At 72.3% G+C, this 13,595-nt stretch carries 8 protein-coding genes and 1 pseudogene; 6 read left to right on the top strand and 3 right to left on the bottom strand.

Translation table 11 applies throughout. From position 1 onward, the window contains the following. Positions 1-431 precede the first annotated feature (431 nt). Complete coding sequence (locus tag ACH5AC_RS10110; protein WP_398861258.1) at positions 432-983, top strand: hypothetical protein; 552 nt, start codon at positions 432-434, stop codon at positions 981-983. A 78-nt stretch (positions 984-1,061) separates the two neighbouring features. Beyond that, a pseudogene (locus tag ACH5AC_RS10105) lies at positions 1,062-1,526 on the top strand (hypothetical protein); the annotation flags it as partial. A gap of 408 nt (positions 1,527-1,934) precedes the next feature. Here the strand turns inward: ACH5AC_RS10105 and ACH5AC_RS10100 are convergent. After that, on the bottom strand, positions 1,935-3,383 hold the full coding sequence (locus ACH5AC_RS10100; RefSeq protein WP_398861257.1) for a polysaccharide biosynthesis tyrosine autokinase: 1,449 nt from the start codon (positions 3,381-3,383) through the stop codon (positions 1,935-1,937). A 358-nt stretch (positions 3,384-3,741) separates the two neighbouring features. On the opposite strand from ACH5AC_RS10100, the gene ACH5AC_RS10095 reads away from it, so the two are divergent. The 4 genes from ACH5AC_RS10095 to ACH5AC_RS10080 all read left to right on the top strand — a co-directional run bounded on the left by ACH5AC_RS10095 (position 3,742) and on the right by ACH5AC_RS10080 (position 9,284). After that, positions 3,742-5,493, top strand: a complete 1,752-nt coding sequence (locus ACH5AC_RS10095; RefSeq protein ID WP_398861256.1) for a DUF4012 domain-containing protein — start codon at positions 3,742-3,744, stop codon at positions 5,491-5,493. Further along, positions 5,486-6,331, top strand: coding sequence for a glutaminyl-peptide cyclotransferase (locus ACH5AC_RS10090; protein WP_398861255.1), 846 nt, complete (start codon positions 5,486-5,488; stop codon positions 6,329-6,331). The genes ACH5AC_RS10095 and ACH5AC_RS10090 overlap by 8 nt, the downstream gene beginning before the upstream one ends. 154 nt (positions 6,332-6,485) lie before the next feature. After that, on the top strand, positions 6,486-7,979 hold the full coding sequence (locus ACH5AC_RS10085; protein WP_398861254.1) for a sugar transferase: 1,494 nt from the start codon (positions 6,486-6,488) through the stop codon (positions 7,977-7,979). A 141-nt stretch (positions 7,980-8,120) separates the two neighbouring features. Next, the gene (locus ACH5AC_RS10080; protein WP_398861253.1) at positions 8,121-9,284 is read left to right on the top strand and encodes a hypothetical protein; all 1,164 of its coding nucleotides are present in this window, start codon (positions 8,121-8,123) and stop codon (positions 9,282-9,284) included. On the opposite strand, the gene ACH5AC_RS10075 is transcribed toward ACH5AC_RS10080, so the two are convergent. Then, a complete protein-coding gene (locus ACH5AC_RS10075) occupies positions 9,260-11,170 on the bottom strand; it encodes an asparagine synthetase B family protein (protein WP_398861252.1) in 1,911 nt (636 codons plus the stop codon). The genes ACH5AC_RS10080 and ACH5AC_RS10075 overlap by 25 nt on opposite strands. Next, positions 11,170-13,443, bottom strand: a complete 2,274-nt coding sequence (locus tag ACH5AC_RS10070) for a bi-domain-containing oxidoreductase (RefSeq protein ID WP_398861251.1) — start codon at positions 13,441-13,443, stop codon at positions 11,170-11,172. Before ACH5AC_RS10070 ends, ACH5AC_RS10075 begins: the two co-directional genes overlap by 1 nt. Between the last annotated feature and the right edge of the window lie 152 nt (positions 13,444-13,595).

Raw genomic sequence — 13,595 nt, 5'->3', positions numbered from 1 at the left:
ACGCTGGTCTTTTCTCTTGCCTGGCTCGATGCACATCGCTACCACGCCAAGCGCCTTGACCGTCCATGTCGGCGCCGTGCACCGCGGACAGAGCCGGGGGCGCGCGCCCGCACTCATTCGTGCCCCTCGACGCGCCGGCGCTCGCTCCATCCGGCGAATTGCGTTCCCTACCTCTGGCCCGGATGCCACATGCCCGCTGCACTAGGCCCTGCGCACGACCCGCTCGCCTGCGGACGCAAAGCGCCGACAACAGAACAAAGATCATCACAACTGGCCGCAACCGGGTCCCATCAGACCCACAGGCGGCCATCCGACGGGACACTCGCGCAGCCTCCGCCTGCCACCGAACCGCCACGACCGGAGGCGCCGCGCCGAGGGCGTCCCGCGAACTCACCCGCACCCGTGGGACCTTGGAGGTTTTTGCTTTGGCATTGGCACACTGGACGAAAGCGCTGAGATGGCTGGCCGCCGCGGCGGAGAATCCCCGCGCCTGCCGGCACGACTGGCTGCACGGCAGTACGGGAATCCACCTACTGGCTGCCGGGCGCCTGTGGGACGCGCTGATCGTCCCCCAATGCCTCGGTCTGCGCGCCCTCGCCGTGCTGAACGACCTTCCCGGCGGTGCTCCGGGCCCGGTGCTGCTGGACGGCAGAGCCCGTCTCGCCGGCTTCCTCCTGCCGCCCGATCCCGCCGCCACCTGGGTCGGTGCCGGCACCCGGTACATCACTCGGGGTGGCTGGATCGCCGCGCCCGCGCCGCACTGCCGCTGGGGCGGCCTGCGCTGGCTCGTCCCACCCGACGGCAGCGGCACCCTGACCCTGCCCGCCCTCTTGGAGCTCGCCCTGCAACGTGCCTCGGAGGAACTGTTCCGCGCCCACGGCAGCCCGCAGCACCGGCCGCCGTACCGCCGCAGCAAGAAGAACCCGGCCTCGGTGGACCCGGACGGGACCCGGCCAAGTGGTTCTCGGAAGCGTCAGCCGTAAGTAAGCGCCGGACCACGCCCACCCCTTCCCGGGTACCGAGCACCCGTTCGGGCAGCTGGACCGAGCATGGAGCCAGACATGCGGAACGCATGGTGGAAGCACGGCATCGAGTGGCTCGCGGCGGCTGCCACGGATCCCCGGGCGTGCAAGCGGGAGGGGAACCAGGGAACGGGAACCGCGCTCCTCACAGCCGGCCGGTCATGGGACGTGCTCAGCGTGCCCGAGCACCTCGGCCTCGTCGCGCTGGACATCATGTGGCGCGCCCGACCCGGGGTGCCCGGGCCCACGTTGGCGGACTGCGCGGCCGGCCGGGTGGGCTTCTTCCTACCGCCCGACCCGGCCGGCCACTGGGTGGGGGCCGGAGTGCGTCACGCCGGCCGGGGCTCCTGGGTGGCCGTGCCGCCGCCGCACCGGGCCGGCGGCAGACTGGAATGGATCGTCCCTCCCAACGGGACCGGCGCGCTGCACGCCCCCGACAGGCTGGAGGGGGCCCTGTGCGAGGCCAACCGTGCGCTCGCCGTCGTCGCGCCCGTCGGCGAAGAGTGGGGAACCGCAGCTACGGGCTCGGGCTCCTCACGGTGCCCTGCGGCGATGGCCCACGAGTCGCCCTCGGCGGAGGCCGCGAAGGAAACCCACTGTGTTTCGGTTTGCTCCGGCAGGTACACGCTGGTCGGTTGAGCGTACGAAGGGGACGCGGTGTCGTTCCCGAGAAAGCACCGCGCTGTTTCAGTGCTGTCCATGTCGGTGGAACGTCCCTGCGCCCGTCAACGGTGCGGGGGCCCCGCCCTGGTCGCCCGTCGTCCACCGTATCGAGTGAACGCGTCCCCCACACGGAGGCATACACCAGCCCGAGGACAGTCACCGTCAGCGATCGCGACGCCGAGTCGGCCATGATCCTGGCGGCCCCGTCGATCCCGGTGGTTCGGCGGTGCGGCGACGCACAGGGGCCGGTCACTTTCCGCCTGTGAGGTCCGCACGGGCGGGCGTACCGGCCTCCTCCTGGTGGACCGAGGCGCGAGGTGAGGGGAGTTCGCCGTACTCGCCGTAGGCCCCGTAACGGTCGCCCTTGGGGGCCGGGGCCATGTTGAAGACGGTCCCGAGGATGTGGCCGCCCACGCGCTCCAGCGCATCGGCGGCTGTGCGGACCTGGTCACGGTTGGTCTTCGAGGCGCGTACGACGAGCAGCGCGCCCTGGGCGAGGGGAGCGAGTCCGACGGTGTCGGCGACCGGCAGCAGCGGGGCGGTGTCGACGATCACCACTTCGTAGGTGCTCGCGAGCTCACGCAGGACCTCACCCATGCGTGCGGAGGCGAGCAACTCGGTGGGGTTGGGCGGCACGGGGCCGCTGGCGAGCACCGAGAGCCGGCCGTCCGCCTGCTGCATCACTTCCGCGGCACGCGCCTGCCCGATGAGCACAGTGGTGAGTCCGGCGTCCTGGACGAGGCCGAAGGTCCTGGCCACGCAGGGCCGGCGCAGATCGCAGTCCACCAGGCAGACGGAGACACCCGCCTCGGCGAGGGAGAGCGCCAGGTTCACGGCGGTGTTGGTCTTGCCTTCGCCCGGCACCGAGCTGGTCACCATGATGATGCGCGGACGGTCGTCGACCTGTGCGAACTGCAGATTGGTGCGCAGTTTACGGAATGCCTCGGCGCGCCTGGAGTGCCCGGCGGCGGCGACCAGCGGCTGGCGGGGCGCGTTCCGGTCGTACGGGATGGATCCGAGGCTCGGCAGCCCGGTGAGCTCGCCGAGCGACTGGCTGGTCTTGAGGGTGGTGTCGAGGGTCTCACGCAGGACGACGAGTCCGGCGCCCAGCAGCAGTCCGCCGAACGCTCCGGCGACCATGTTGAGCAGCGGGCGCGGAGAGACGGGTTCGGCGGGCGCGACGGCCTCCTGGGTGAGTCCCAGGGAGACCGGGGAGACTGGTGCGTCCTCCGTGTCCGACGGGCCCGAGGCCGTGCGCGCGGGTGTCTCCAGCCGCTCTACGACAGCGCTGAAACGCCCGGCGACGGCATTGGCGATCCGGGCGGCACGCCGGGGTTCGGTGTCCCGGACGGTGATGTTGATGAGCACGGTGTTGAGCGGCGCCTCGGCGGTGATCCGGGACGCCAGCTCCTCCGGTGTGGTGCGCAGTTTCAGCCGCTGTACCACGGGCCCGGTCACCTGACGAGTCGTCACGATGGCGGCGTACGACTGCACGCGGGCCTGGGAGAAGGTCTGTCCCTGGCTCAGTTGAGTGGTGTCCTCGCTGGTACGGGTGGCGACGAAGAGCTGAGTCCTGGCCTCGTAGACGGGGGTGCTCAGGCTCGTGACGGCGAACGCCGCCCCGCACGCGAGAACCAGGCAGACGACGACGGTCGGCCAGCGTCTGGCAAGAGCCTTCAGGAATCCGTGGAGATCCAACCTGCACCCCTCATAGAACCGAGGAAACCGCCCGAAGAAGACGTTTTGTTCCCTATGTGCACTGCTGAACATAGGGCTTCCCTCACCTCAGTCCAGGTAGCCACCCCCATGTCGGCCCGGCAAACAGCCCGCGGAAGACCGGGCGCTAACCCATCCGGTGGCTTCCTGGCAACGCCGCACCGTTCCGCGGCCATGTGGGCCGACCGGCCGTGTATTCAGTCATGGTCAAGGGCCGACGCCGCTTCGGCCGGAGAAGCGACCCAGGAGAGTGAGGACGTTCATGACGGAGCGTCATATGCGTACGCGCGTCGCACGACGTCCCCCTTCGGCGCGGCAACGTACCCTCCGGAACACGCTGTTGGCCGTCGCCGCGCTCACCCTGGCCGGCGCCGCCTGGATCGGGGTCACGGGAATGCTCGCCCGCTCCGAACTGCTCATGGCCCAGAAGGAACTCCAAGCGCTGCGGCGGTCGGTCGCCCTCGCGCCGGCGTCCGATCAGGCATCCGGCACGTCGCGTGCGTCCGCCGGGGAGCAGGCGATCCGTTCCGCGGCCGCACATGCCGCGCGGGCGCATGCCCTCACCACGGGCCCGGCCTGGTACGCCGCCGCTCAACTGCCGTTCCTCGGCCGCCCGATCGAGACCGTGCGCGGCACCGCGCACGCGGCGGACCGGCTGACCGGCGATGTGCTGGCGCCGCTGGCGCGCGCTCTTCCCGCCGTCACGGCAAGCGGCTCCGGCAGCGTGTCCCAGGCTCTCCTGGCGCTGGAGGAGCACGCTCCGGAGCTGGAGCGGGCCTCACGCGTCGCCGCACAGGCGCGGGCCGACGTCGATCGGCTGCCGGGGTCCACCTGGCTGTCGGCGGCCGACCGGGCGCGTGAGGAGCTCTCGCGGCAGCTCGGCCGCGTCACCCCGGCCATGACCGACGCCGCCGTCGCGGCCAGGCTCCTGCCTCCGATGCTCGGGGAGCACGGAGAGCGGCAGTACTTCCTCGCGTTCCAGAACACCGCCGAGGCACGCGGCACCGGGGGCATCCCGGGGGCCTTCGCCGTGCTGCGGGCCGAGCACGGCCGTCTGGCCTTCACGCGTTTCGGCAACAACACCGAGATGGCCACCGTCCGCGCGGACGTGGATCTCGGAGCGGACTTCGCGGCCCAGTACGGCAGAAGCGCCCCCACGCGCGTCTGGGCCAACTCCAACATGAGCCCGCACTTTCCCTACGCGGCCCGCATCTGGACCGCGGCCTGGCGTCAGCACACCGGCGAGCAGGTCGACGGCGTCATCGCCGTCGATCCCGCCGTGCTGAGCCGGCTCCTGCGCGTCACCGGTGCGGCCCGCATGCCCGACGGCACCGTGCTCACCGCCGACAACGTCGTGGACATCACCGAGCGGGCGAGCTACGCGGCCCACGAGGACACCACCGAGCGCAAGGCGTTCTTCGTGGCGGCCGCCCGCGCCGCCGCCGGACGGCTGATGGATGCGACCGGGAACACGAGTCTGCTGCCCGCGATGCTCGGCGCCGCGTACGAGGCCCAGCGGGACGGGCATCTGAAGGTGTGGAGCGCCCACGCGGCCGAGCAGCGGCTCATCCGGTCACGTCCGTTCTCCGGCGTGGTCCCGGACGCTCCCGGTCCCTTCGCAGGGCTGGTCGTGAACAACGCGGCCGGCTCCAAGCTGGACTACTACCTCGACCGCAGCCTCGTCTGGGCGCCGGACGACTGCCCCGGTGCCCACCGGTCGGTCACCGCGACGGTGACGCTCACCAACCGGGCACCGGCTTCGGGCCTGCCCGACTATGTCACTCTGCGAGTGGACTCCCACGCCCATCGCCCTCGGCCGGGCGACAACAGGCTCCTCGTGTCCTATTACGCCGGCGTCGGCGCGAAGCTGGCCGGAGCCACCCTGGACGGCCGTCCGGTGCAGGTCTCCCCCGGTGTCGAACGCGGCCATCCGGTGTACACCCTCGATCTGGAGCTGCCCGCCCAGTCCCGTCGCACGCTGGTGCTGCGCCTGCTGGAGCCGCACGCGGACCGCGCCCCCGTCTTTCTGCGCCAACCGCTGGTGACACCGCTCAAGGCGACAGTGGGGCAGGGGGGTGTCTGCCGTGTCTGACCAGGTACGAGCCGCGGTGGCGGCCGTGCTGGCGGGGACACTGCTCACCTCGTGCGCGACGGGGGACGCTCCGGAGCACCCCTCGTCCGGCGCTGCCTCCGGGAGCCGGGCAGCGGCCGCCGAGCCGGCCTCCGCGGACGGTGTCCAGCAGTTGCGCGTCAAGGTGCTCGAGACTCTTCCGCACGATCCGCAGGCGTTCACCCAGGGGCTGGAGATGGCCGGCGGAACGCTGTACGAGGGCACCGGTCTGGCCGGGCGGTCCTCGGTGCGGTTCGGCCCGCCCGGCGGGCACCCGACGGTCAGCACGGCGCTGCCCGCGCCGTTGTTCGGCGAGGGAATCACCCTGGTGGGCCAGCGGCTCTGGCAGCTCACCTGGCGCAACCGGATCGCCATCGAACGCGACGCGAGCACGCTCGCGGAGGTGCGTCGTGTCCCGTATCCCGCCGACGGCTGGGGCGTGTGCCACCAGCGGTCCACGAACCGGCTGGTGACGAGCGACGGATCGTCCCGGCTGACGTTCCGGGACACAAGGACGCTCGCCGGGACGGGCGGCATCACCGTCACCCAGAACGGCCGGGAGGTGACGGCGCTGAACGAACTGGAGTGCGTCGGCGAGTCCGTCTACGCCAACGTCCTGCCCACCGACCGGATCGTGCGCGTCGACTCCGCCACCGGTGCGGTGACGGCGAGCATCGACGCCGGCGGCCTGCTCCGCGCGGACGAACGTGTGCAGGGTTCCGCCCTGAACGGCGTCGCCGCCGTCCCCGGTACCGACCAGTTCCTGATCACCGGTAAGTTCTGGCCGAAGACGTTCCGCGTCCGTTTCGTCCCCGCGTAGCGGACCCGCCCGGGGGTCCGGGCAATGCGTCCGACACGGGTCCACCGGTGCTGCTGATCGGGTGAGAGTTCACCGCGGCCCAGCGTCGCGGCCCGCTCCGGCGTCAACCTGCGTACACACTCGGCCTCGTCCCGTTGGAGCGGTTGGAGGGCGAATGTGGTTGTTCGGGGAGACTTTGCCACACACACGTGCGACAGAGCCTGCGCAGGAACGACTCGGCCGGGAGAGTCCACGGGCCCGGCGTCGAACGGTCAAGCCCGCCTGGTACGCGCCGGCCGCGATCGCCGCGGACGCGGTCAGCGCGGCACTGCCGGTATACCTGGCCTTCGGCCTGGCCGACGGAGCGGACCCCGCGGCCTGCGCGGCAGTGGCCACCGTCACTTGGCTGCTGGTGCGCGCCTCACGGGCACGCTACGGCGAGCACGTTCTCGGTGAGCGCGGCAACGCCCGACTCGCGCTGCAGGACTGGCTGGTGCTGGTCGGACTGCTCGCGGTGGTGCGGGCGGCCACGTATGAGGAGTCCCCGTTCCTCGTCGCGCTGGCCGGGCTCCTGCCCTGCGCCCCGATGAGCGCGGCGGGCCACGCACTGATCAGCCGTCACCTGCTCGCCCGACGCCGTCTCGGACGCACCGTCCGCCGGGCCCTGGTGATCGGCGAGGCGGGTGCCATCGACGGCCTGGTGGGCCACCTCGCGAAACGGACCGACCACGAGTTCGTCGTGGTGGGTATGTGCCCGATCGGCGACGAGAACCCCCAGTCGCTCGCCCCGGTCGTCGCCCGCCTCAGCCAGGAGGCACCGCCGCGCCCGTCGGCCGACGCCACCCCCGTGCTGGAGGCGGCCCGACGGCTCGACGTGAACGTGGTTCTCGTCGTACCGGGACTGCACATGACCGGCACCCGCCTGCGACGGCTGTCGTGGGCCGTGCACGGCGACGAGCGCCCGCTGGTGCTCGTGCCGGGCCTCACCGAGGTGGCGCAACGCCGCGTGGACGTCTCGTCGGTCGCCGGGCTCACGATGCTGAAAGTGGCCCCGCCCCTGCGTCGGGGCGCCGCGGCCCTGCTGAAGTCGGTGACGGACCGGCTGGGCGCGGCGCTGCTGATCCTGCTCCTCGCGCCGGTGTTCGCGACGGTGGCCCTCGCCGTGCGCCTGGACTCACCCGGACCCGTGCTGCACCGCCAGACCCGGGTCGGGCAGGGTGGCCAGACCTTCACCATGGCCAAGTTCCGCACCATGGTCGCGAACGCCGATCGGCTGAAGCACCAGCTCGCCGGGTTCAACGAGCACGACGGACGGATGTTCAAGATCCGCCGCGATCCGCGAGTCACCCGGGTCGGCAGGCTGCTGCGCCGCTGTTCCCTGGACGAACTCCCCCAGCTGTTCAATGTGCTGTGGGGGCACATGTCCCTCGTGGGTCCGAGGCCGCCTCTTCCCGACGAGGCCGCCGGTTACGACGAGATGGAGCGGCGCCGGCTGGCGGTCAAACCTGGCCTCACCGGCCTGTGGCAGGTCAGCGGCCGCTCCGACCTGTCGTGGGACGAGACCGTCGCCCTGGACCTGCGCTACGTCGACAACTGGTCCCCCTCCCTGGACCTCGGGGTGCTCTGCCGGACGGTCCGGGCCGTCGTCTCCGGCACCGGCGCCTACTGACACCTCCTCATGACGCCGCCCGGAGGCGTCCACGGACACCACGAGACATCCGGAGCTCCCATGCCGGCACGCCCTTCGGCGCCGCACGCCGCGGCGCGCACCCACGTCCCCATGACCCCGGACGCCGACACCGTACGGGCCATGGCAGACGATCTGTTCCAGTGGGCGGACGCCCGCGACTGGGCCGGTCCCGACCCCTACGACGGGCTCACCGGCCCGCTGGGGCGGCTGGCGGTGCATCGGGTCCTGCGACAGGTGCTGCTGCAGACCGTCAAGCGCAGCCCGATCGACCTGCGGCCGGGCCTGGGCATCCGTCCGATGCACACCGCCACGGCCACCGGGACGGCGGCCGGTGCCTGCGCCCGGCTCTCGGCCTCGCCCCTGTGGCGGGAGCGCGCCCTGCGCCTGGGACGACGGACCGCGGCCGAGCAGCTGACCGGACGCTACGCCGGCCTGTGGCGGTACGAGTTCGACGTACAGACCCGCTGGTCGTACTACCCCGCGTCGCTGCCGAACCTCGTGGCCACCACCTTCTGCGCGGACGGCTGCCTGGACACCGGGACGCTCGGTGACGAGGCCGTGCACTCACTTGCCCGCGGCCTTCTCGACCACCTGCACAACGGGGTGTTCTTCACCTACACCCCGACGAGCCGCGTCCTGATCCACAACGCCAACCTCATGGGTGCCTCGCTCGCCTCCCGCCTGGCCGACACCGAACGGCTGCCCGGTGACCTGACGCGCCGTCTCTCCGCCGCGGCCCACCGCGCGGTCGAGACGAGCCTGGGCGCTCAGCGCGCCGACGGCTCCTGGCCCTACGGGGAAGGCCCGCGACTGGGCTGGGTGGACGGCTTCCACACCGGGTACGTGCTGCTCCGCCTCGAACAGGCGGCGTCGCGGCTGGACCTGGACGTCCGGGCCCCTCTCGAACGAGGCGCACGCCACTACCTGCGGGCCCTGTTCGACGGCCCCCTGCCGCGGTACTTCGCCGAGGGCCGGACCAGGCGGGACCCGAACAACGACGCCACGGCGGTGCGGATGGCCGCGTGGGCGGCCGAACGCGGCTTCGCGCCGACCGACTTCGCCTGCGCCGTGCTGGCGGCCGTCACGGCCCGGTACCCCGGCCTCGGCACGAACACGCCGGCCGGTGCCGCCCCGGGCAACCGCGCCCTGTGGGAGTCGCCCCGGTGGAGCGTCGCCCCCCTGCTCGATGCGTTGACCGCCCTGCACTCGCTGCTGCCGGCCCGGGACACGGCGCCGGGTCCGCGCCACGCCCCGGCCGATCAGTCGGCGGCAGGGACCGCGTAACCGGACAGGACGTCCGCGGTCCGCCCCGGGCCGCCGGTGACGTTCCGCTCCCACCACACGGCCGCGCAGAACAGCCCGAACACGGCCAGTCCCCGGTCCCGCTCCCCCGTCAGATGCTCGGTCACGAACCGGTCGGCGGCCTGCCGGTGGAAGACGTCGTCGAACACCGGCGAGCGCCGCACCTGAGGCCACAACCGGGCACCGTGCTCGCGCAGCAGCGACCGCACCGGCGCTCCGAACCCGGTCTTGGGGCGCCGGGCGACGAACTCGGGAACCCCGGACGCGACCGCCGCCGCGCGGAAGCGCGCCTTGCCGTTGCCGAGACACAGCTGGTCCTCGGCGACGGCTCCGAGGCCGCAGGCCACCACCGGCTCACCGAGGAACGGCACGCGCAGCTCCACGCTCGCACGCATCGAGGCGCGGTCGCCGTAGAGCAGGTTCAGGCCCGGCAGGAACAGCCGCCGGTCGCATTCGGCGAGCGCGGCGAGGGGCGTCCCACCGTTGTCGAGCACGGTGCCCGCCACCTCGCGGTGCCGTTCGGTCACCGCTTCCAGCCCGACGAGGGGGGAGAGAGCCGCCCACTCCCGCCCGGAGTAGTACGCCTGCGTCGCCCAGGCCCAGTCGCGGGGACCGAGCTGGAGCAGCCGGTCGAACTTGTCGGCGCGTCCTCGATAGCGCCGCGGCCGGGGTACGACGGCGGTGGCGCCGAGGGCAGGGCGCGCCCAGGCGGGCAGGCGCTGCAGCAGCCGTACAGCCTGATAGCGCTCGTATCCGAGAAAGAGTTCCTCCACCCCGAGCCCCGACAGCAGCACGGTCGACCGGTCACGTGCGGCGCGGGAGAGTTGCATGAGGGCGAAGGCGGCGGGGTCACCGAACGGCAGCTCCATCGTGGTGACGAGTTCCGGGATCCGGCGCAGCACGTCGACGTCCAGGTCGACCCATGTCAGCGGCAGGTCCAGGCGGCGCGCGACCCTGGCGGCGTACGGGGCGTCGTCCTCGAACGGCTCGGCGGAGTTCGCCGCGCTCCGGCGCGGTCTGGCCGCGAAGGCGGGCCCGGTGAAGCCCTGCCTGGCCAGCTCCACGCCGAGCCAGGTGCTGTCCAGTCCTCCGCTGAGCAAGAGACCCACGGTGACGTCCGCGCGCACCTGGCGGGCGACCGACTCCCGGACGGCGGCGCCGATGTCCTCGACGGGCGCGGGGGAACCGGCCCGCCACCACACCGACGGGTGGTCATATCGCGGGGGACGGCAGGTCAGCGCGGTTCCGGCCGGGACCGCCCGCACCCGTTGCCAGCCCGTCCTGGGCGGCGGCGTCCACAGGAACATGGCACCTTGCGCCACCGCGACCGGGTCGGCGTCGCCCGCCAGACCCGCGGCACGCAACGGTTCGATCTCACTGGCCAGCGCCGCCAGCCGGCCGGCCCCGTCCGACGCCATGTACAGCGGCTTGACGCCCAGCCGGTCGCGCCCGTAGCGCAGCTCTCCGTCGGGGAGAACGAGAGCGAAGGCGAACATCCCGTCCACCTGGTCGAGCAGCTGTGCCGCATCCGGCTGCATCAGCAGTTCGTACAGGACCTCGGTGTCGCCCTCGGTCGTGAACGTCACCCGTCGCCCGCGCAGCGTCTCCCGCAGCTGCGGGACGTTGTAGATCTCGCCGTTGTAGACCAGGACGCCACGGTCCGGGGAGCCGAAGGGCTGGTCGCTCCTCGGATCGAGGTCCACGACGGCCAGGCGCCGGAAGTGCAGCGCCGTGTGCCAGCCCCACCCATGCAGATCCAGGTGGCCGCACGCGTCGGGGCCCCGGTGCGCGAGCGCCGCGCACGGGTCGGTGTGCGGCTGCGGTGAGGACAGTGCGCTCTGGTTGAGCAGGGCGACGAAGCCGCACATCAGAGCGTGGCCTCCGAGGAAGGGCCGCTGGACGGCTTCGGTACGGAGGGTACCTGGGCGGTACGGTGAACCGGCCGGCCCAGCGCCCTGGCCAGGGCGGGAGTGGCAGGGGCCGTCTCCACCGCGCGGTCGGCCGCGAGCGCGTCGGCGGCGCGGCAGGCCACCAGCGAACTCCACAGCGCCGAGGAGAAGTCCGTCCCGTGGGCGGCCTCCGCGTCGGCCGGCCGATTCCGGACCAGGCCGACCAGCGCGGTCATCTCGGCGGCGTGTCCCTTCTGCGCGCCGCGGTACTTCTTCGTGACGGGTCTGCCGCCCTGCCACGCGGTGAGCGAGTGGAAGTCCTCGATCCTGGCCGCGAGACCGTCGGTGGCCACCTCAAGGAGTTCCTTGGGCGCACCGGGCGGCGTCACCCCTCCGTACACGATGGACGCGGTCGAGCCGTCGTCGTAGGTGACGTGGAGGGTCACGCTCTGCGCGGTGACCGGGTTGCGGGCATCCACTCCGGTGGCCCGCACATCGAGCGGCCGTCCGGGAGCGAGGAAGCCCGCCGCGTCGATGAAGTGGCACATCTCGCCGAGCAGCCGACCGCCCTGCCGGGAGTCGAAGTACCAGTGGTCGGCCGGGAGGCGGCCCGCGAAGACCCGATAGGTGATCTGGAGGGGCGCCCCGGCCGGCAGCGCCGCACGGAGGTCACGCATCGCGGGGGCGAACCGCCGGTTGAACCCCGCCATCGCCGGGGCACCGCTCGTCAGCCAGGCGTCCGCGAGGTCCTCCAGCTCGGCCTCCGTCAGACCCAGCGGCTTCTCGCAGTACAGGGCCGCACCGCTGCGCAGGACCTGCGTCGCGTACCGGCCGTGGCTGTCGTGGCGGCTGAGCACCATCACGCAGTCGGCGTCGCCGGAGGCGAGGCCGACCTCGGCGCTGTCCACGACCGTACGGAAGCCCCAGCGCCTGCCCTGGTGCGCGGCCGACAGCCCGCGGCCGCTGGCGATCCACGAGAACTGGACGCCGGGCTCCCTCTTCAGCTGGGGGAAGAGCATCTTGGTGGCGAAGTTGCCCGCGCCGATGGCCGCGACCCGCAGCGTCTGCCGAGGGGCGGTCCAGCTGCGGGAGCGGACCGGCACCGAGGGAGGGGACGACAGCTGTGCGGTTCCGGCATAGCGCAGGAGCAGGGCCACGCTCCGTCCGGTGGCCGACGGCTCCAGCGCCCGGTAGGCGTCGGCCGCTTCCTCGATGGGGAAGACGCGGGGCTCCAGCGCCGCGAAGTCCACCGCGCCCGCCGCCAGCAGCCGGAGCACCTCGGCGAGGTTGCGCCGCTCGGTCCAGGGCACGTACCCCTCGGGGTAGGGGTGGCCGCTCTCCTCGAAGCGCGGATCGTAGCGGCCCGGACCGTAGGAGCGCGCGTAACGGATCGTCAGCTCCTTGTGGTAGTAGGACGACCGCGGCGGCAGGACGTGTACGTCGCCGACGACCACCACGGTGGCGCGGTCACGGGCGAGCCGGCCGGCGAACTCGACGGGATCGGAACTCGAGGTCGCCGCCGTGATGAGCACGGCGTCCGCGCCGGCGCCCGCCCAGCGCCGGGTCAGTCGCCCGGCCAGGTCGTCCGCCGCCCGTGAGTACGCCGTCAGCCCCGCCGACTCCGCGAGCCTCACCATGGCCGGGTCGGGGTCGATGCCGACGGCGTCGTAACCGTAGGCCCGCAGCAGGTGGAGCGTGATCTGGCCGACGAGTCCCAGGCCGATCACGGCGATCCGCGAGCCCGGCACCGCATCCGCCTGGTGGATGCCGTGGAGCGCGATCGCGCCGACCGTGGTGAAGGCGGCCCACCGGGTGTCGACGCCTTCCGGCACCGGCACCACGAGATTGCGCGGCACGGCGACGATCTCCGCGTGGGACGCGTAGCGCGCCCCGGCGGCGGCGACGCGCATGCCGGGGCGGATGTCGTCGACGCCCTCGCCCGTCTGGAGCACCGTTCCCGCGCAGGAGTATCCGAGCTGCATCGGTCTGTCCAGCCTGTCCTGGACCGTCCGGTAGGTGTCGGCGAGCCCGTTCTGCTTCAGGGCGTCCAGAACCTGCTTCACCTGCTCGGGACGCTGCTTCGCCTTGCCCACGAGGGACTGCGCACCGGTCGACACGGTGGCCCGCTCCGTACCCGCGCTGATGAGGGAATAGTCGTTGCGGATCAGCACCGTCCCGACGGCCGCTCCAGGTGCGGGGATTTCTCCCACCGTGATGGCCCCGGTACGCGGGGAAAGGAGCACTGTTTTCATTTCTAACCTTTTCAGAAAAGAGAGACAGGCGCGCGACACACTGTACGGAGGGAAATTCACCCGGCAACGGCTCACTGCCCGCCGGAAGACCCGGACGGATGAACATCTCCACGCGCATGGGCGAACACGGCACGGGCGTCACCGGAGTGCGC

This window comes from Streptomyces sp. NPDC018693, assembly GCF_044391385.1.
Classification (GTDB): Bacteria; Actinomycetota; Actinomycetes; order Streptomycetales; family Streptomycetaceae; genus Streptomyces.
The sequence above is the reverse complement of the archived record's forward strand: the minus strand, read 5'-3'. Positions and strand labels throughout refer to the sequence as shown.

Excerpts from the sequence above, each read along its gene's own strand:
- ACH5AC_RS10085 (WP_398861254.1), top strand. The coding sequence starts at position 6,486 with ATGTGGTTGTTCGGGGAGACTTTGCCACACACACGTGCGACAGAGCCT.
- ACH5AC_RS10075 (WP_398861252.1), bottom strand. The coding sequence starts at position 11,170 with ATGTGCGGCTTCGTCGCCCTGCTCAACCAGAGCGCACTGTCCTCACCG.
- ACH5AC_RS10080 (WP_398861253.1), top strand. The coding sequence starts at position 8,121 with ATGGCAGACGATCTGTTCCAGTGGGCGGACGCCCGCGACTGGGCCGGT.
- ACH5AC_RS10070 (WP_398861251.1), bottom strand. The coding sequence starts at position 13,443 with ATGAAAACAGTGCTCCTTTCCCCGCGTACCGGGGCCATCACGGTGGGA.